The sequence below is a fragment of the Pseudomonas sp. genome (assembly GCF_002796985.1).
Lineage (GTDB): Bacteria > Pseudomonadota > Gammaproteobacteria > Pseudomonadales > Pseudomonadaceae > Pseudomonas.
This window is the reverse complement of the sequence record NZ_PEKX01000009.1, coordinates 80,743-99,031: the sequence shown is the minus strand read 5'-3', so window position 1 is coordinate 99,031 and position 18,289 is coordinate 80,743. Positions and strand designations below refer to the sequence as shown.

Here is an 18,289-nt window from a genome sequence, read left to right as displayed (position 1 = left end):
GCCGGCCTTCAAGGCCGCCACTTCTGCATCCTCGCAGAGCACAGGGCACGACGCCCGTTCGAATCAGGATGCGCTTCTGAACGATGTTCTTTGGTAGGTACTTAAGGCAGTTCGGGAAGTCACGCCTGGAGCAAGCAGAAAATGACAGTTTCTGGCGGAGACCTAGATGAGGCGCTCCGCATTCTCGACAGCCAATTGCTTGTTCTCCCCCCATGCACACTCCGCCAAGACCTCCCGGTACAGATCCGCATGACGGCGGGCCATGCTTTCGGCGGTAAACAGCTGCCGGAAGCGCTCGATGGCCTTGGAGCCCATCTGTGCTGCCAGCGCGGTATCGTCCCAGAGCCGTTGCATCGCCGCGCGGAACGCTGCCGGGTCATTAGGTGGGACAACGAGGCCGGTTTCGCCATGGATATTGATGTAGCTGGTGCCGGTGCCAATTTCACTGGAAATCAGCGGCTTGCCGAACATCGCCCCCTCAAGCAGGGAGATGCCGAAAGCTTCGGATCGGAGATGGGAGGGGAATACGACGCCATAGGAGAGTTCGAGCAGCGCGATCTTGTCGTCTTCATCCACGCGGCCGAGGAACTCCAGGTTCGACTCGACACGCAAGGCTTCCGCCTGTCGGCGCAGTTCCCGCTCCAGCGGTCCGGCACCAACGATCACGACTTTCAACGATGTACCTTGCAAGGCTTCCAGAAGAATATGCAGACCTTTGTAATACCGCATAACCCCTATGAAGAGGAAGAAGCGTTCGTCGCCTAACCGGTCAGTCCAGCGTTGAAGGGTTTCCTCTTTCGCCGATGGGTATGAGTCGCGATCCAGCCCGATCGGAATTACCGAGACCTTTTCCCTGAAATCGCCAAGTATCGAACTTGTAGCGAAGTAATTCGGAGAAGTGACAATTATGCGATTCGATTGCTGAAGAAAACGGCGCATGAGCGGACGGTAGAAACGCAGCAGGTTTTTCTGCCGAATGATATCCGAGTGATAGGTGACGACATTCGGCTTGCGAATATCCGCAAGGAAGTGCGCAATATCCATGAACGGCCATGGGAAGTGATAGTGAATCACATCGGCCTGTTCAGCGAGCTCTCGCAGCTTGCCGATAGCCTGCCAGGAGACGCCCGTTGATGCCAGGCTGAAATTGCGTGGGACCTGATGAACTCGATGCGATCCCACCATCAGTGGCTGCTCGCTTGGCCGGTTGGACAGAGCCAGCACCTCCCCCTTCACGTCGAAGCGTGCGCTACTTTCACAGAGCTGATAGATGACCTGCTCCACTCCACCAACGGACTCTGGCAGATAGACTTTGAAGAAATGGAGTACCTTCAACCGGGCAGAAGGTATTCGCTTGGCCTCCGAGCATTCCAGCTTCGGCAGTCCACCTCCCTCAACCAACTTCTCGGCAGAAAACCCATCGACACCCTGAACATTCATATTATTATCAGCCCTACCGTCTAGTTGGCCGTTGTTCTAATATAAAAATCGCACCGCAAGAGATTTCAACAACCAAATCTCAGGAGCAATTAAAAACCCCACCCACACAAAATACTTCCCAAAAATTCAATGAAAACTTATCAAACCCCAAGTACTAGAAAGCTCTGGATTTTCAAATCTTCTTGATATCCGCGGCGCCTTTCCAAGAGACGAAACTCAAAACAGTTGATATGTGTGTACTCGCGAGCAAGGATCATTTCCTCTTGCGCACAGGTTGGCGAGACGCCGGACAAATCAATGCATGTAGCCATCACCCCACGGGGAGCACCGAGATAGAGCGCCCTCAGGGCTGCAGTGATGTCACGGCTGGAGCGTTCCAGAGAGCAACCACAACGAGATAACTGTCTTTTCGCCCGTTTGGCGGCTGACGCCGTCATAGGCCACCTCCTGCTCTCGCGCCTCAACGTCCACGAATATTGTTATTTTCCACGACCGGCAAATTTCCTTTGCGAGTGAGCGTCGGGATCGGTTAAAAACTATCTCAGATAAAAGCTATTTTCTAGCAGGAGATGCAGAAATAGCAGCGATCGATACAGTGACCGGCCAGTCACTCAGAACTGAAGCTCAGTCATTGCCTGGCAAGCGCCTAATAACAAATAAATGCAGGACCGTCTTAGATGCTTTTCCTGATCTACTCCGCGACAGACTCCGGCAGTATTGAAAGCAGCCTTGGCCTCCCCGAGTACAGCTACTACTTCGTTCTGAAGGAATTCCGCCCTTTCCTCGAGAAGCTTGGCCGGGTCCAGGTGATCAAGTCGCCCGAGACCGAAGTGGACGAAATCTACGACCGTTGCTTGGCCAACGACGAAGACTGCGTATTCCTCTCCTTCTCGCCGCCCAACAAGACTCTCACCACGTTGCGCTGTCCTACCATCCCGGTATTCGCCTGGGAGTTCGACACGCTCCCCAACGAGGTCTGGGACGACAACCCGAACAACGATTGGACCCACGTGCTGGGCAAGCTGGGCAGGGCGATCACCCACTCGCGGCATACGGTAGCGACTATCCGCAAGGCGATGGGTGAGGAGTTTCCGGTCACCTCGATCCCTTCTCCAGTCTGGGATCGCTTCGATAACCTGCGACTGAAGTACCCACCAACGGTCAACCGTAAAGCAGTGACCCTGAATGTCAGGGGCAGTATTCTCGATAGCGCCCAACTGTCGCCGGGCACACCACAGAACCCCGACACGGAGCTACCGGTATTTCGCAAATCCATGCGCTATCGCCTCGGGGCAACCAAGCGCCACGCCATCGAGTGGTACCGCGACGCGGTTCGCGATCTCCTGCCCGGCCGCGTCGCCAATCTCCTCTCGCAGTTCCTGCGCCAGGCCAACTGGCGGCGCCAGCAACGAGCACAAGCACGTTCAGAGGCACAGGCCCCCCAGACCCAGTCGATCACCCTGGATGGCGTCATCTACACCACCGTGCTCAACCCCTGTGACGGCCGCAAGAACTGGAATGACATGGTCACGGCCTTCTGCGAGGCCTTCGCCGAAGTGCCCGAAGCGACACTGGTGTTCAAGTTTACTTACCTGAACAGCGACTGGGCATTCTCGATGCTCAGCGATGCGTTACGCCGTGTTCCGCCCTTCAAATGCCGTGTCATCGGCATTCATGGCTACCTTGAGGACGACTCCTACGAGCAACTGATTGCCTCATCGACCTACACCGTCAACAGTTCGGTCGGCGAAGGGCAGTGCCTTCCGCTGATGGAGTTCATGGCCTGCGGCAAACCTGCCATCGCCCCTCGGCACACAGGGATGCTCGATTACATAGACGAGAAGGTCGCCTTCCTCGTGCGCTCCAGCGAAGAGCCATCCTGCTGGCCGCATGACCCACGCATTATTTTCCGCGCGCACAAGCATCGGGTCGACTGGGGCTCTCTGCGAGACGCCTTGCTCGAGAGCTACAAGGTGGCCACGGAGCAGCCGGAACGCTATCTGGAGATGGCGAACAATTCGATCGCCCGTATGTTCCTGCATGCATCTCATGCCAGCGCACTGCAGAATCTGGGCGGCTTCCTTGGGCTCACCCAGACCAGCTCTGCGCTCGTGCCCGCCCCTGAAACCTCGCGACTGCCCGACCTTTCTCGCCTGACCGGCCTGCACGATGCAAGCCTGAGCGGCTGGTTCAATGCACAGACCGGAGAGCTGGTTCCCGGCTTTGCAGTCGAACCGAACGACGTGGTGATTGACGTTGGCTGCGGCTCGGGGGGCGCCACCCTGTTCTGTGCACGACAGGGTGCGTCGGTGCATTTTCTCGACCTCGACCCAGACAAGGTAGCTGAAGCCGAAGAGCGCCTGGCGCAGATCAGCCCAGGAAAATGCATCGGTATCGTCAGCGACTGCTCACCCGTACCGCTGCAGGATGGGCTGGCCAACAAAGTCATTGCCATGGAGATGCTCGAGCATGTCCAGGACCCCATCGCCGTGATGAATGAACTGGTGCGCATCGGGCGCCCTGGCGCCCTTTACTTGATCAGCGTGCCCGATGCCAAGGGTGAGCTTCTGCAGAAAAAATTCGCCGATCCGGCGCATTTCGAAGAGCCCAATCACATACGGATATTCACTAGCACCGAGCTGGAGCAGTTGGTCGAAGAGTCCGGACTGGTCATCGAGCACAGGCAGACCACCGGCTTCTATTGGGTGATCTGGATGTGCTTCTTCTGGGTATGCCACAAGGCAAGCGGGGAGCCTTACGACGGCGCGACGCTCGACAAGATCACGCCGCCCTACCCTCCGGTGCTCGATAGCTGGGCTGATACCTGGCTGAAATTCCTCCAGCTGCCGGGGGCGCTCCCGATCAAGCAGGAGCTCGATGGGTTCCTGCCGAAATCCCGCATCATCGTGGCTCGCAAGCCCACAGAGCAGGCGTAAGCCCCCATTCATCGCAATAGCTGAAGTGGCCATGACGATTAGCAGCAATTACAAATACAACGGAAACGACGATGAAATCACTGCCTGGCAGCGAAACTTCACGAGCCGTATAGGGGATGGCTCCGGCGATCCGGAGGAAGAATTTCTCGCCTACGTAAGAATGATGACCCAGTTGCGGCCGGCCTCGAACTGGCTGGAGATCGGCTGCGGCCTCGGGCGCATGGTCGAATTGCTGCTCAGCGGCCGGAACTCCGTTGTGGGCCTGGAGCCGGACGACCATCGCTTCAACGACTGCCGCAAACGCTTCCATGGCCAGCGCAACATCGAAGTTCTCAAGATGACCAGCGAGGACCTGCGACGTACGCGGCCGAAGGCGCGATTTGAGCTGATCCTCAACTCCATGGTGCTGCAACACGTATCGACCGGAGTCTGCCAAGGCATCCTCAAGGACATCCATGCCTTGCTTGCCAAAGAGGGGCTCGCCATCATTTCGACGACCCAGAACTGCAAGGAGTTGTTCACCTTTCAGAGCAGCCCCAATCACCAGACGCGCGAAGAGTTCGACCTCTACGCCGCGTTCCCGAACGACCAGAAGTTCGGCATTCCGGTGCGCAAGTTCAGCAAGGACTCGTTCCTTGCCACTCTCGAAAGCAACGGTCTGGCCGTTCTTCATTGGGGGCAGTTCAGCTACATCCGACCGGAAAAGGTGTCCTGGTTCGCCGACCAGTACCGGGTGAGCGAAGACGACATCCGCGATGTCGGGGACAGCCAATATGCCATCGTCCGCCGGAAGTAACGGCGCGACGAGGTGTCTGGCAACACAATGGCAATGTCTCGCAGGCCAGCCCTGCGACGCCGTCTTTCGTCATCGAGAAATTAGATGCTAGGTAGTCTCTGGGCCTTTCGAGGCTTTGTCACGGGCAGCATCCGCCGAGAGTTCCAGGCACGCTATCGAAACTCGCTGCTTGGCGCGCTGTGGACCGTGCTCAATCCGCTGGCGATGATCCTGGTCTACACGCTGGTGTTCTCGCAATTGATGCGTTCGCGCCTGCCGGGTGTGGACAATCACCTCGCCTACGGCTTCTACCTGTGTGCCGGCTTCCTGGTGTGGGGGCTGTTCACAGAGATCACCGGACGCAGCCAGTCGATGTTCCTGGACAATGCCAACCTGATCAAGAAGCTGAGCTTTCCCCGAATCTGCCTGCCGGCCGTGATCATCGGCACGGCACTGATCAATTTCGCGATTACCTTCACGCTCTTCCTGCTTATCCTCACCGCCGTCGACGCCTTTCCTGGCCTGGCACTGATCGCCTTGCCGCCGCTGCTGGCGATCATGCTCGCTTTCGCTGCGGGATTGGGCATGCTGCTCGGCGTCCTGAACGTCTTCTTCCGTGATGTTGGCCAATTGTTCGGCATCGTAGTGCAGTTCTGGTTCTGGCTGACCCCTATCGTCTATCCGATCGCGATCCTTCCGACCTACATCCGCCCACTGGTGGAGCTCAACCCCATGACCCCACTGGTAGGGGCCTTCCAGGCAGTATTGGTCTACCAACGCTGGCCGGACTGGGTGGCGCTCTGGCCCGCGCTGGTGATATCAGTCGTGCTTTGCAGCTTGGGTCTGCTCCTCTTCCGCCAGCGCTCCGGTGAAATGGTGGACGAACTCTGATGAGCAGCATCGTCGTAGAGAACCTGGGCAAAGCCTATCGCCAGTATCCGAGCAAGTGGGCACGACTGGCCGAATGGATCACCCCGGGAGGACCTGTCCGGCACCACCTGCACTGGGTGCTCAGGGAGATCAGCTTCCAGATACAGCCAGGCGAAGCGGTGGGCATCATTGGCATCAATGGCGCTGGCAAAAGCACCCTGCTGAAGATGATTACCGGGACTACGCAGCCTAATGAAGGCAGCATCCGCATGCAGGGGCATGTGGCCGCCCTGCTTGAGCTTGGAATGGGCTTTCATCCGGACTTCACCGGCCGGCAAAACGTCTACATGGCCGGCCAGTTGCTAGGGATGAGTATCGCCGAAATCGATCGGCACATGGCCGAAATCGAGAGCTTCGCCGAAATAGGCGAGGCCATCGAACAGCCTGTCCGCACCTACTCCAGCGGAATGCAGATGCGCTTGGCGTTCAGCGTCGCCACCGCTCGCCGTCCCGACATTCTGATCGTCGACGAAGCCCTGTCAGTGGGGGATGCCTACTTCCAGCACAAGAGCTTCGAGCGCATCCGACAGTTCCGCAAGGAAGGCACCACTCTGTTGCTGGTCTCCCACGATCGCCACGCGGTGCAATCCATCTGCGATCGCGCCCTCCTGCTGGAAAATGGCCGATTGGCGATGCAGGACCGGCCCGAGGTCGTATTCGACTATTACAATGCCGCCCTGGCTGCTCGCGAAGACAGCCTGATTCGCCAGGAAACCCTGGCGGACGGGCGCGTACAGACTTCTTCCGGGACCGGCGAGGCACGCATCCTGTCAGTGGTTCTGCGCAATGCCAGCGGGCACTCCGTCGAGTCGGTGAGCATTGGCGATGCCGTGACACTGGAAGTGGAAGCCTCGGTAGAACGTGCAATCCCACGCCTGATCCTGGGCTTTATGATCAAGGATCATCACGGCCAACCGATCTACGGCATCAATACCCACCGTCTCGACATGGCCCTCGAACACCTTTCAGCAGGTGAACGTGTACGCTTCCGCTTCGCCTTTGCGGCCACCCTGGGCAAGGGGCATTACTCCGTGGCCATCGCCTTGTCCGCCTTCGACTCGCACCTGGACAAGAACTACGAGTGGCGCGATCACAGCCTGATCTTCCATGTACTCAACAAGGGCAAGGAAGACTTCGTCGGTTCAACCTGGCTGGACGCCAATGCCGAAGTGGAACGAATCGGCGCATGAGCCAGGGGTTGCGGGTAATACTCAATGCCAGCGTCATGTTTGCCCCACGCGCAGGGATCGGCCAGTACGTTGGTGAATTGAGCGGTGCCCTGCAGCGACGTGACGACCTGCAACTGCTGTTCACCTGCGGCCTGCACCACGGTGCAGAGTTACCCAGTCAGGGGCTACGCAACTACTCCCAGTTGAGCAGGCTTGCCAAGCGCATGCTGCCATCCCCTTACGAATTGAAACGTCGAATCGAGCAGTACGCCCTGAGTCGTGCGTTCAAGGCATGGGATGCCGATCTCTACCATGAGCCCTCGCTCTGGCCACTGAAACTGGACCGCCCCACGGTCATGACCCTGCATGACCTTACCCACGTCCACTACCCGGAGACCCAACCGGTGGGGCGCTTGCGCGCCATCGAACGCCATCTTGGAAGGGCGCTGGAAAACTCTCGGCAAATTCTCTGTGTTTCCCACTTCACCGCTGCACAGGCCATGGAGCACTACGGCATCCCCGAAAGCAAAATCAGCGTCACACCGCTGGGAGTCTCAGAGAACTTCCACCCGTGGTCTGCTGAAGAGGCGGAACCACTCCTGCGTGGGTTTGGATTGAGCTATCGCCAGTACCTGCTGTGCGTTGGCACTCTGGAACCACGCAAGAACCTGGAACTGGTTTTTCAGGCTATCCGCTCGCTGCCACGAGGTTTGCTGGAGCGTTGCCCTCTGGTCCTGTGTGGTAGCTACGGTTGGGGCAAACTTCCCGAAAGCATGGCGGCACTGCTCGCCGAGCGGCGGGTCATCCATCTGGGATATCGCTCAAGTACCGAGCTTCATGCCCTGCTGGCGTCGGCGCGTATTCTGCTGTTCCCGTCGTTTTATGAGGGCTTCGGGCTGCCGATTCTCGAAGCGATGGCCAGTGGTACGCCGGTTGTCACCTCCAACTGCGCGTCCATGCCGGAGGTGAGTGGCGGCGCCGCCCATCTCATCAATCCCCAGGATGCCAATGACCTTTCCGAAGCCATCCAACGCCTGCACGACGATCAGCAGTATTGGCATCGCCTACAGCAACTTGGCCTGGAACGCGCCATGCGGTTCACCTGGAACCGGACTGCCGAGCTGACAGTCGCGGCCTATCGGACAGCCTTGCAAGCATCCTGTTGAAGCAACAGCGACGGACTCATGTGGTGAGGTTACCTGCGGTCGAAGCAGGCGCAGGTCGCTCCGCGGCATCCTCAGGGTGCCCCCCAGTAAACCTCCGGAGCCGACGTCGGCTGATGTCCGCCCCCTTGCGCCGCAGCGGGTCCTCAATAAGCCGGAAGTTCACCTCAGCTGCCACGACAATGAATACCAACGCAGTCAGCAGCAGAGGCAGGGTGTATTCCTTGCCCACCACCTCGCCCTGCAACCTGGCATAGCGGGTCCAGAGCTCGATGGAGAAGTGATAGGCGCAGACATGAATGACGTAGATGGCGTAGGAGCGAGAGCCTATCCAAACGAGGACTCTGGATAGGCTTCGAGGGCAATAGATATAGCCCTGCTGATAACTGCTCAGCCAAACCAGCAACAACGAGACAATGGCAACCAGCCCGGTTGCAATGGGCATCTTGAGCAATTGCCCGGCGATCGCCCCCAGCAGATAAATCAACAGCCCAGTAAAGGCCAGCTTGGCCAGCAGGTTCCCCTCCAGGAACGTCGGCTGGTACTGACGATACAATGGGGTACGACTGAAGATGCACAGTAGCACCCCCCACATCATCGCATCCAAGCGGAAAGTCGCGAGGAGCCCGCTCAACGGCGTACTGAACGGATTGCGATCAAAGCCGAACTGCAAAGCGATCAACGCAAGGAGCAGCCCCACACGCCAGCGGCCGCTCGTGACCAGCAGCAGGAACAGCGGGAAGATGAAGTAGAACTGTTCTTCAAGGGCAAGGCTCCAGTACACACCGTTGGGCCCCAGTGCCTTGCCGAACTGTTCCTGATTGGCCAGGTTACCACTGAAGGTGGCGACAGCCGTGAAGGCTCGCAGGTTGTCGTACCAACTCCCGAAAATCCCTGTCGAATTGAATAGGATCGACAGCACTAGCGGAATGAGAATCCAAAGCCAGGAGGTTGGCAACAACCGATACAAGCGGCGCAACCAGAAGCTCTGCGCGGCGATCCCGAAATGACCGGATTGCCGGTGCTTGTCGAAATAGTCGAGGTAAGCGCGGCTAACGACGTACCCAGAAATGCAGAAGAAAAGGTCCACTCCCGTCCAGGCGTTGAAGATGAACAATACGAAGTCCAGCGAACCATGATGGAAAGGCAGCAGGACAGGCATATGAGCAAGCAGCGTCATGCAAACGGCAATAGCGCGCAGATACTCGATCTCGATGTTCTTCTTCTGTTCCATGAGCCCCCAGCCCAGTGCCGCTGACGAACGCCATCACTACCTAACGGCAATACGCCTGCAAGCTCGTCTGAGCAGGTCGTCGTCCATGCGTTCTTGTTCTTTTCCCGAGTGTCGCCACCCGAATGGACACGTATAGCAACAGTTCATCGACGCGCTGGCAAGTGCCCGGACGCGTCGAGTACAGCTGACGCCGAATCAGGGCTGTACAGATGCGAAAATCGTGGAACTGACCCGGAACAATCCCTCCCTCCTGTGACTGGAGAGTCATGCACCTCCAGGCTGATCATGTCCTCCCATACCACTCGCTCCCCACGAGAGCCGGAGGACGCTGCCATGGAACGCACCCTCGCCCAACTGCCCCAATACTCCCTTTCCAGAACGGGACAACGTCTCTGGACGCTGCTGCGCCAATGGCACCAGAACGCCCGCACCCGCCGCCAGCTCGCCGAGCTGACCAGCCGGCAACTGGCCGACCTGGGCATCAGCCCCAGCGAACGCGTGCGCGAAATCTCGAAACCCTTCTGGCGTTGAATGCTGGTGACGCCGATCAGTCTTGGCTAGTCTGACCACAGTTAGAGTGGCCGCCCCGGCCACCTTTGTTTGGTCTTATCCGGAGCCACTCCATGAAGAACAGCCTTCGCCTGATCGCCGCCGCCGCCCTGATCGGCTGCACCACTGGCGCCTTCGCCACCAGTTTCGTCTACACCACCGACCTGTCGGTACGCGCCACCGGCGCCACCTCCGACGGCACCTCGGACCTCAGCAACTCCTTCAAGGACGACAAGATCGTCCTCGAAGCCCGTGACGACGCCGCCAGCTTCGTCGCCAGCCAAGGCCAGATCCGCGGCGCGCATCTGGAGGCCGCCTTCGCGCATATCCGCGGCAAGCTGCCGACCCTGGCCGCCAATGACCAGCAACTGGCCCAGGCCATCCTGACCATCTGATCGCCTGATCCCCTCCGCGCCGGGCACTCCGCCCGGCGCTCTGCGCTGGCTCTCGTCCGCGCATTCCGTTAGCCTTGTCGGCCGTACTTTTCCAATCGTCCGAGCCCATGCGTACCCTGCTGTTCCTGCTGCCACTGCTGAGCTGTTCCCTGCCCGCCCAGGCATTCGACCAGACCACCCAGTTTCCGGTAGGGACCAGCTACGCCACCAGCCAGGTCACCAGCGCGCCCTTCGACAACAAGCTGCTGCGTGGCGCCCACGACGACGCGGCGCAGTTCGTTGCCACCGATGGCGCCCTGCGCGGTGCCCGCCTGGAGGCGGCGCTGCACTGGTTGCGCCAGCGCCACCCGGAGCTGGCGGCAAATGATCGGGAACTGGCCGAAGCCATTCTTGCCAAATAAGTCGTGAGCAGCTCCCGCTGCCCTTTCGGAGACATCCATGCGCCTCAGCTCGCTTTCCAAGCGCCCCCTGATCCTCGGTCTGCTGCTCGCCGCCTGCGCGTCCACCGCCCAGGCCCAGTCGGTCATCCGAGTGTTCAACATCACCACCAACGCCTTCGCCCGCAGCATCGACTTCACCTCGGACACCACCACCTCCGTGCGTGACATGAAGATCGTCCGCGAAGCCCGTGACGATGCCGCCAGCTACGTCGGCAGCGACGGCGCGATCCGTGGTGCGCAGCTGGAAGCCGCGTTCAGCGTGCTGCGCGAGCAGGTGCCGCAGGCGCGCGAAGCCTCCGACCAGGACCTGGCTGAAGCCATCCTCGCTCTGTGAAACTCCGGGCAGGCCGCTGGCTGGCGGCCCTGGCGCTGACAGTCGCCGCCAGCAGCCACGCCGCGCTCCGCCTGGAGCTGGACGCCGACGGCCTGAACGCGGCACAGCGCCAGGCCAGCCAGCAACTGCTGGACGAAGCCCTGCACACCCTGCCGGACAACTTCGTGCAGCGCCTGGACCGCAGCGTCCAGGTGCAGTGGCGCGACGACCTGCCGACCAATGGCATGGGCCGCACCCTGCGCCCCGGCGCCATCGCCCTGAACACCCGTTATCTCGGCCCGCTCACCGACGGCAGCGCCGCCACCGAGCAGACCGGCCGCAGCCACGGCACCCTGCGCCGCGAACTGCTGGCCACCCTGCTCCACGAGCTGACCCACCTCTACGACCGCGCGCGCCTCTGGGAACCTGATGAAGCCCGAGTGATCCGCCGCTGCACGATGCGCGACAAGAGCCTCGGTCGTGTCGGCGCGCCAGACGATTGCCGTGGCCAGACCGGCCGCCGCTTCAGCCTCTCGGACGACCCGCACCTGCTCGATCTCGCCGGCTGGCCGCAGTACGCCGGCAAGCATGGCGAACGCGAACAGCACAACCGCTTCCTCTTGCGCAGCCCCGACCGCTACGAGCTGAGCAACCCGCGCGAGTACGTCGCGGTGAACATGGAGTACTTCCTCCTCGACCGCAGCTTCGCCTGCCGTCGCCCGGCGCTCTATCGCTACTACGCGGAACGCTTCGGCGAGCGCCCGCACGACGAATGCTCGACCCAGTACGCCTACCTCAACGCCGGCCGCGACTTCGGCCGCCAGCCGCTGGGCTATCTCGACCCGGAACGCGTCTACGAGGTCGACTACCTGATCGCCGAGGCCAACACCGAGATCGCCAGCCGCTGGGGCCACACCATGCTGCGCCTGGTGGTCTGCGCGCCGGGGCGCCCGCGCGGCCCGGCCTGCCGCCTGGACCTCGACCAGCACCTGGTGCTCTCCTACCGCGCCTTCGTCGGCGACCTGCAGCTCTCCAGCTGGGACGGCCTGACCGGCGCCTACCCCTCGCGCCTGTTCGTGCTGCCGCTGTCCCAGGTGATCGAGGAGTACACCAAGGTCGAGCTGCGCAGCCTAGCCTCGATTCCGCTCAGGCTCAGCCGCGACGAAGTCGCCAGCCTGGTGGAGCGCTCGGCGCAGAGCCACTGGAGCTACGACGGCAACTACTACTTCCTGTCCAACAACTGCGCGGTGGAGACGCTCAAGCTGCTGCGCAGTGGCATCCAGCGCCAGAGCCTGCAGAGCATGGACAGCATCACGCCCTACGGTGTGCTCGGCCTGCTGGAGAACAAGGGCATCGCCGACCCCAGCGTGCTGGACAACCCCAAGGAAGCCCTGCGCCTGGGCTATCGCTTCGACTCCTTCCGCGACCGCTACCAGGCCATGTTCGACGTGCTGAAGCAGCGCATGAAGGTCCCGCAGGACAAGGTCGAAGACTGGCTCGCCCTGCCCGCCGTCAAGCGCCGCCCGTGGTTCGACAAGGCCGACCTGCGCTCCAGCGCCGCCCTGCTGCTGCTCGAACAGGCCTCGCTGCGCCGCCAGCTGCTGCTGGCCCAGGACGAACTCAAGCGCCTGTACCTGAGCAACCCGGAGGCCCTGCAGAGCAAGCCCGACCTGGCCGCGGCGGGCAAGACGCTGCAGCAGATCCTCGACGACAGCGGTTTCCTCAGCCGCCCCGCCGAGCTGCTCGACGGCGGCTACGGCCTACCCCAGGCAGCGGAGACGGCCACGCTGAAGAAGCAGACCCAGCAGCGCCAGCAACGCCTGCGCCAGCTCAGCGACAACCTCGACCGCGAAGTGCGCGCCCTGCTCACTCCCGAGCGCCGCGACGAACTGGCCGCGCTGGAAGCCAACACCAAACAGATCGGCGCGCACCTGCGCGAGCTGCACAAGGCTTCGGGCGGACTGGAGCTGCCCTGACAGCCTCCGGATAGCCCGTTCGCGAGCAAGCTCGCTCCTACAGGAGCGTTACGGTGCCGCTCTTCGTAGGAGCGAGCTTGCTCGCGAACCAAGGAGCGACAGCGAACGCTAGAGCTTCTCTTCCCACTCCTCCTCCAACTGCTCGTCCAGGTGAATCCACGGCAGGCGGCTCTTCACCCAGATGTGCCGATCCGGCACCACGCTGGCGACCTCGTCCAGGGTCGCCGTGGTGATATCCAGGGTGTCCGGCGCCTGATCGGTGAACAGCGCCAGCTGCGCGCCACAATGGGCGCAGAAATAGCGAATGCAGGACGCCGAGGACCGGTATTCAGCCGGCGTCCCAAGGGTCCAACGGAAGCTATCCAGCGGCACCGTGGCCCAGGTAGTGACGATGCCGCCGGTGGTGCGCCGGCAGATCGAGCAGTGGCAATGGGCGACGTCGCTCAGTTGCGCGTCGCACTCGTAACGCAGTTGGCCGCAATGGCAGCCACCGGCATGCACAGCACTCATCTCCCATCCTCCAGGTGAAGTTGCTCCATCGTATTTCGCCGCCTCATGGTCGCCCGGCAACCTGCACTGGCGCGGTGGAAAGGCCGCCAGCGGCTGCGGATTGACGGCCCATTGCAGGTCGGGACGCAACCTCCCTCGTACAGGGCTCGCGGGCTGGCAATCACGCCGGCGCTCCTGTGCCCAACTCGGCCTGGGCGCGCATCAGGGCAGCGAGAAAGGCCCCCAGCGCCGCGCCCGGCTCGGCGCCCTGCCGGGTCACGCAATGGAATTCGGAGACGTACGCCAGCTGCGCCGGGCGGATCGCACGCAAGCGCCCTTCGGCGACCCACTCGCTCGCGTAATGGGTCGGCAGGTAGCCGATGAAGGTGCCGCTGAACACCAGATTGGCGATGGCCTCCATGCTGTAGGCATTGGTCGCGCGGCTGAAAACCAGGCCATGGGGCCGACGGCTCTCGGTCATGTAGCCGCGCCCGACGTACTCGGCGGCGCAGATCTGTTCCAGCGAGGGTTCATCCGCCGCGCGGGCGAAGAACGGATGCTCGCGGGCGCAATAGAGATTCTGCTCCTCGCGAAACAGCAACTGGTAGCACAGGCCCGAGAGCCGATGGTGGAAGGCGCCAATGGCCAGCTGCAAACGCTCCTCCAGCACGGCGTTTTCCAGCTCGTCCGGGCGCTGGGTGTGGAGGTTCAGGCGCACCTGCGGATGGCCCTCGCGGAACAGGCGGATCGCCAGCGGCAGTGGCCAGCATTGCTGGCCGATCACCCCATCGACGCAGCCCAGGTGCAGCACCTCGCGGTCGCGGCCACCGAGGCCGGTCACCTGCTCGCGGAAGCGCTCGATGTCGACGAACAGGCCGAGCGCCGCCTCATACAGCTGCTGCCCCTCCTCGGTGAGCTGGAAGCCGCTGCTGCCGCGCCGGCACAGCGAATAGCCGAGGCGCAGCTCAAGGTCGCGCACCAGCACGCTCAGCCGTGACAGGCTGGTGTTCAGGCGCACCTGGGCAGCGGTGAAGCCGCCCGCCTCGACGATGGTGCAGAAAGTGCGCAGCAGGCGCAGGTCGATATCGGAAAGATTGCCCAGCATGGGAGTTCTCGCGGCGACGGGCGCAGGCCTTTCGTTATAGCGCCGACGGCGCCGCCCCGTGAACCCCCCGCCCGGTCAACGGCGCGAAGCGATCGAGTCGGCCAGCACGCAGAGCAGCTCGAACATCATGGTGGCGCCCACCAGCGCGGTGGCCCCGCCCTGGTCGAACGGCGGCGAAACTTCCACCACGTCGGCGCCGATCAGGTTCAGCCCCTGCAAGCCGCGGATCAGGTGCTGCGCCTGCAGGGTCGTCATCCCGCCGATCTCCGGTGTGCCGGTGCCGGGCGCGAACGCCGGGTCCAGCACATCGACGTCGAAGGTCACGTAGGTCGGCCCCTGCCCCACCACCCGGCGGACTTCGGCCAGCGTGGCCTCGACGCCCAGGTCGGCGAACTCTTCCATGTGGATCACCCGGATACCTTGCTCAAGGGCGAAGGCTTCGTCGTCGGCGTCATAGATCGACCCGCGGATGCCGATCTGTACTGTGCGCTTCGGGTCCAGCAGCCCTTCCTCGATGGCGCGGCGGAACGGCGTGCCGTGGGTGTAGGGGTTGTCGCCGAAGTAGCGGTCATTGGTGTCGGAATGGGCATCGAAATGCACCATGCCGATGGGCCGTTCGGCAGCCAGCGCGCGGAAGATCGGCAGGGTCACCAGGTGGTCGCCACCCACCGACAGAGGCACCGTGCCGGCGGCGTGGATGCGGCGGTAGAAGCCCTCGATCTGCTTGAGCGAATCCAGCAGGTCGATGGGGTTCACCGGGGCGTCGCCGATGTCGCCGATCCGCAGCAGGTCGTAGGGCGCGATATGGCTGACGTGGTGCACCTTGCGCATCAGGCTCGACTGGTTACGCACCTCGCGCGGGCCGTGACGGGCGCCGGCGCGATTGGTAGTGCCGCCGTCCCAGGGCACGCCGAGCAGGGCGATATCCACCTGCGCCGGGTCCTCGAAGATCGGCAGGCGCATGAAGCTGGGGATACCGGCAAAGCGTGGAATCTGGGCGGCGTCCAGGGGTTGCGGGAAATCATGGGGCATGGGGCGTCTCCTGTCGGATGGGGGTTCAGTCAGCCTGCGCCTGCAGGCTGGCAGCCGGCGCACCGGCGAGGCTGACCACCACGAAGGTGACCAGGCTGGCGAGCAGACCGTAGGCGATGGGGGTATTGGCGAGCACGCCGTCGATGGCCATGAAGGCGACCACCACCAGGCAGCCGACCACGATGCTGGCCATGGCCCCGCGAGCGGAGGCGCGGCGCCACAGCAGCGCGCCGAGGATCGGCACCAGCAGGCCGCCGACCAGCAGGTTGTAGGCGATGCTCAGGGCGCCAATGACGTCGTTCACCAGGCAGGCCAGGCCCAGCATCACCACGCCCATCATCAGCGTGAACAGGCGACTCTCGCGCAGGCCGTTGGGCGCGCCGGGGCGCAGGAATCGTGCATAGATGTCTTCCTGGAACACCGTGGCGGCAGCCAGCAGGCAACCCGACGCCGTGGACATGATGGCCGACAGCGCCGCCGCGACCACCAGGCCGCGCAACCCCGGCTGGAGTACCTGGCGGGTGACTTCCGCATAGGCGTTCTCCGGCACCGCGAGGTTGGGGATCAGCACATGGGCGGCAGCGCCGATCAGCGCGCAGGCCAGGCCGTAGAGCATGCAATAGACGCCCGCGCCGAGCCCGGCATAGCGCACTACTTTCTCGCTGCGGGCGGTGAACACCCGCTGCCAGATGTCCTGGCCGATCAGCGCGCCGAAGAAGTACAGCAGGAAGTAGGTGAGGATGGTGTCCAGGCCGATGTGGCCGAGGTCGAAGAAGCCCGCCGGCAGCACTTCCTGCATGCGCGACAGGCCGCCCGCCTCGTGGATCGACATGGGCAGCAGCACGGCGAAGATGCCCAGGGTCTTGATCACGAACTGGATGATGTCGGTGAGGGTCAGCGACCACATGCCGCCGATCACCGAGTAGACGATGACGATACCGCCGCCGCAGAGGATCGCCGCGATGCGCGGGATCTCGAAGACCACCTCGGTCACCGAGCCGATGGCGATGGTCGCGGTGACCGCCACCATCAGGTCGTAGGCGACCATCACGATGCCGCCGATCAGCCGCGATGACGCCTGGTAGCGCTGCTCGAGAATCTGCGTGACGGTGTAGACCTTCAACCTCGCGATCTGCCGCGAGAACACCAGGCTGAGGACGATGATCCCCAGGCCCAGCATGAACACCAGCCACAGGCCGGACAGCCCGTAGAGATAGCCGAGCTTCACCGTGCCGATGGTCGAGGCACCGCCCAGTACCACGGCGGCCATGGTGCCCAGGTAGAGCCCTGGGCCGAGGCGGCGCCCCGCCACGAGGAAGTCGTTCTGGTTGCGCGCCTTGCGCATTCCGTACCAGCCCAGGGCAAGCATGCCCAGGGCGTAGACCAGCATGATCAGGTAATCGAGCAGCATCGCGGGGGGCTCCTGTTGTTGTTGTGGGGGAATCAGGCCTTCGCCCCGCCAGCCTGATGCGTCACCCCCGAACAACAAATCCCCGATACCGGAAGCCAACTTTCGTCTTCACGAAAGTGCCGCCAGGCCCGCGCCAGAGCGGCTTTCAGGGCTGCCTGGAGAAAAAACCCCGCCTCGCCAAGTGCTTGATTCGTATACGTATGTTATCGTTGTCTACACTGTATACAGCGTAAACGAGCCTGCTCAAAAAATGACCACCGTTGTTTCGTTCCGTGCCGATGACGCCCTCGTGGCGGCGCTGGACCAACTGGCCCGCGCCACCCACCGGGACCGGCCGTACCACCTGCGCCAGGCCCTGGCGCAGTACCTGGAGCGCCAGAGTTGGCACGTGGCGGCCATCGATGAAGGGGTCGCGGATGCCGATGCCGGCCATCTGCTGGAGCACGCCGTCATTCAGGCCAAGTGGGGCCTGGCATGAGCCTGCAGTGGACGCACAAGGCCGCCGCCGACCTGGACGCCATCTACGACCACTACGTCGTGCTGATCGGCCCGGAGAAGGCGCTACGGGCCATCCAGGACATCGTCGAGCAGGTGAGCCCGCTGGCGAACCTGGAGCAAAGCAGCAGTGGCGGGCCCAGCGAAGTGCCCGGCGTCCGCGAATTGCCGGTCGAGCGCTGGCCGTACCAGGCGGCTTTCCGGGTAAAGGGGCGTTCTGTGCAGATTTTGCGCATCGATCGTGTGGATAACTCGGGGTAAAAGTGGCCGCACGGTTACAAGATGTTTCAAGCTATTGACTTTACGGTTTGATTAAAAAGCGAACAAATGAACGCTTTTTAATTCGGCGGTCGATTTGTCGACCATTATTGATTCGACGGATGTTCTGCGACCGAAAAGCCAAAATACAGTCACAAAATCTGAGCTACGCCTGGCTT

18 protein-coding genes are annotated in these 18,289 nt (G+C 62.1%); 12 read left to right on the top strand and 6 right to left on the bottom strand.

Translation table 11 applies throughout. The features are described from left to right. Window positions 1-162: 162 nt before the first annotated feature. Window positions 163-1,335 (bottom strand): glycosyltransferase family 4 protein, encoded by a 1,173-nt coding sequence (locus tag CTR55_RS14795; RefSeq protein WP_296287985.1) that lies wholly within the window; start codon window positions 1,333-1,335, stop codon window positions 163-165. 782 nt (window positions 1,336-2,117) lie between these two features. On the opposite strand from CTR55_RS14795, the gene CTR55_RS14790 reads away from it, so the two are divergent. The 5 genes from CTR55_RS14790 (at window position 2,118) to CTR55_RS14770 (ending at window position 8,416) form a co-directional block, all read left to right on the top strand. Continuing rightward, the gene (locus CTR55_RS14790; protein WP_296287281.1) at window positions 2,118-4,376 is read left to right on the top strand and encodes a methyltransferase domain-containing protein; all 2,259 of its coding nucleotides are present in this window, start codon (window positions 2,118-2,120) and stop codon (window positions 4,374-4,376) included. A gap of 31 nt (window positions 4,377-4,407) precedes the next feature. Then, window positions 4,408-5,172, top strand: coding sequence for a class I SAM-dependent methyltransferase (locus tag CTR55_RS14785; protein ID WP_296287279.1), 765 nt, complete (start codon window positions 4,408-4,410; stop codon window positions 5,170-5,172). A gap of 84 nt (window positions 5,173-5,256) precedes the next feature. Then, entirely contained in the window at window positions 5,257-6,042 is a 786-nt protein-coding gene (locus CTR55_RS14780) for an ABC transporter permease (protein ID WP_296287277.1), read from the top strand. Continuing rightward, entirely contained in the window at window positions 6,042-7,271 is a 1,230-nt protein-coding gene (locus CTR55_RS14775; RefSeq protein ID WP_296287275.1) for an ABC transporter ATP-binding protein, read from the top strand. Before CTR55_RS14780 ends, CTR55_RS14775 begins: the two co-directional genes overlap by 1 nt. After that, window positions 7,268-8,416: a glycosyltransferase family 1 protein gene (locus CTR55_RS14770; RefSeq protein WP_296287274.1), complete on the top strand. Its 1,149-nt coding sequence runs from the start codon at window positions 7,268-7,270 to the stop codon at window positions 8,414-8,416. Before CTR55_RS14775 ends, CTR55_RS14770 begins: the two co-directional genes overlap by 4 nt. A gap of 16 nt (window positions 8,417-8,432) precedes the next feature. Here the strand turns inward: CTR55_RS14770 and CTR55_RS14765 are convergent, their stop codons facing one another. Further along, entirely contained in the window at window positions 8,433-9,647 is a 1,215-nt protein-coding gene (locus CTR55_RS14765; protein WP_296287273.1) for an acyltransferase, read from the bottom strand. A gap of 333 nt (window positions 9,648-9,980) precedes the next feature. Between CTR55_RS14765 and CTR55_RS14760 the strand changes: the two genes are divergently transcribed. The 5 genes from CTR55_RS14760 to CTR55_RS14740 all read left to right on the top strand — a co-directional run bounded on the left by CTR55_RS14760 (window position 9,981) and on the right by CTR55_RS14740 (window position 13,320). Further along, window positions 9,981-10,178 (top strand): DUF1127 domain-containing protein, encoded by a 198-nt coding sequence (locus CTR55_RS14760; protein ID WP_296287272.1) that lies wholly within the window; start codon window positions 9,981-9,983, stop codon window positions 10,176-10,178. 92 nt (window positions 10,179-10,270) lie between these two features. After that, window positions 10,271-10,591 (top strand): DUF2388 domain-containing protein, encoded by a 321-nt coding sequence (locus CTR55_RS14755; protein WP_296287271.1) that lies wholly within the window; start codon window positions 10,271-10,273, stop codon window positions 10,589-10,591. A gap of 107 nt (window positions 10,592-10,698) precedes the next feature. Next, window positions 10,699-10,992, top strand: coding sequence for a DUF2388 domain-containing protein (locus tag CTR55_RS14750; protein WP_296287269.1), 294 nt, complete (start codon window positions 10,699-10,701; stop codon window positions 10,990-10,992). 37 nt (window positions 10,993-11,029) lie between these two features. Further along, window positions 11,030-11,365, top strand: a complete 336-nt coding sequence (locus CTR55_RS14745) for a DUF2388 domain-containing protein (protein WP_296287267.1) — start codon at window positions 11,030-11,032, stop codon at window positions 11,363-11,365. Next, window positions 11,362-13,320, top strand: a complete 1,959-nt coding sequence (locus CTR55_RS14740; protein WP_296287265.1) for a DUF4105 domain-containing protein — start codon at window positions 11,362-11,364, stop codon at window positions 13,318-13,320. Before CTR55_RS14745 ends, CTR55_RS14740 begins: the two co-directional genes overlap by 4 nt. 108 nt (window positions 13,321-13,428) lie before the next feature. On the opposite strand, the gene CTR55_RS14735 is transcribed toward CTR55_RS14740, so the two are convergent. From CTR55_RS14735 to CTR55_RS14720, 4 genes are all read right to left on the bottom strand, one after another. Beyond that, complete coding sequence (locus CTR55_RS14735; RefSeq protein WP_296287263.1) at window positions 13,429-13,830, bottom strand: GFA family protein; 402 nt, start codon at window positions 13,828-13,830, stop codon at window positions 13,429-13,431. A gap of 160 nt (window positions 13,831-13,990) precedes the next feature. Continuing rightward, window positions 13,991-14,914, bottom strand: a complete 924-nt coding sequence (locus CTR55_RS14730; RefSeq protein WP_296287262.1) for a LysR family transcriptional regulator — start codon at window positions 14,912-14,914, stop codon at window positions 13,991-13,993. A gap of 75 nt (window positions 14,915-14,989) precedes the next feature. After that, window positions 14,990-15,946 (bottom strand): agmatinase, encoded by a 957-nt coding sequence (speB, locus tag CTR55_RS14725; protein ID WP_296287260.1) that lies wholly within the window; start codon window positions 15,944-15,946, stop codon window positions 14,990-14,992. 25 nt (window positions 15,947-15,971) lie between these two features. After that, window positions 15,972-17,357 carry a sodium:solute symporter gene (locus CTR55_RS14720; RefSeq protein WP_296287259.1) on the bottom strand — a complete coding sequence of 462 codons (1,386 nt, stop codon included), beginning with the start codon at window positions 17,355-17,357 and terminating at the stop codon, window positions 15,972-15,974. Window positions 17,358-17,607: 250 nt separating this feature from the next. Here CTR55_RS14720 and CTR55_RS14715 point away from each other — a divergent pair, with 250 nt between their 5' ends. Continuing rightward, a complete protein-coding gene (locus CTR55_RS14715; RefSeq protein WP_296287258.1) occupies window positions 17,608-17,835 on the top strand; it encodes a CopG family ribbon-helix-helix protein in 228 nt (75 codons plus the stop codon). Next, complete coding sequence (locus CTR55_RS14710) at window positions 17,832-18,113, top strand: type II toxin-antitoxin system RelE/ParE family toxin (protein ID WP_296287256.1); 282 nt, start codon at window positions 17,832-17,834, stop codon at window positions 18,111-18,113. Before CTR55_RS14715 ends, CTR55_RS14710 begins: the two co-directional genes overlap by 4 nt. Window positions 18,114-18,289 lie beyond the last annotated feature (176 nt).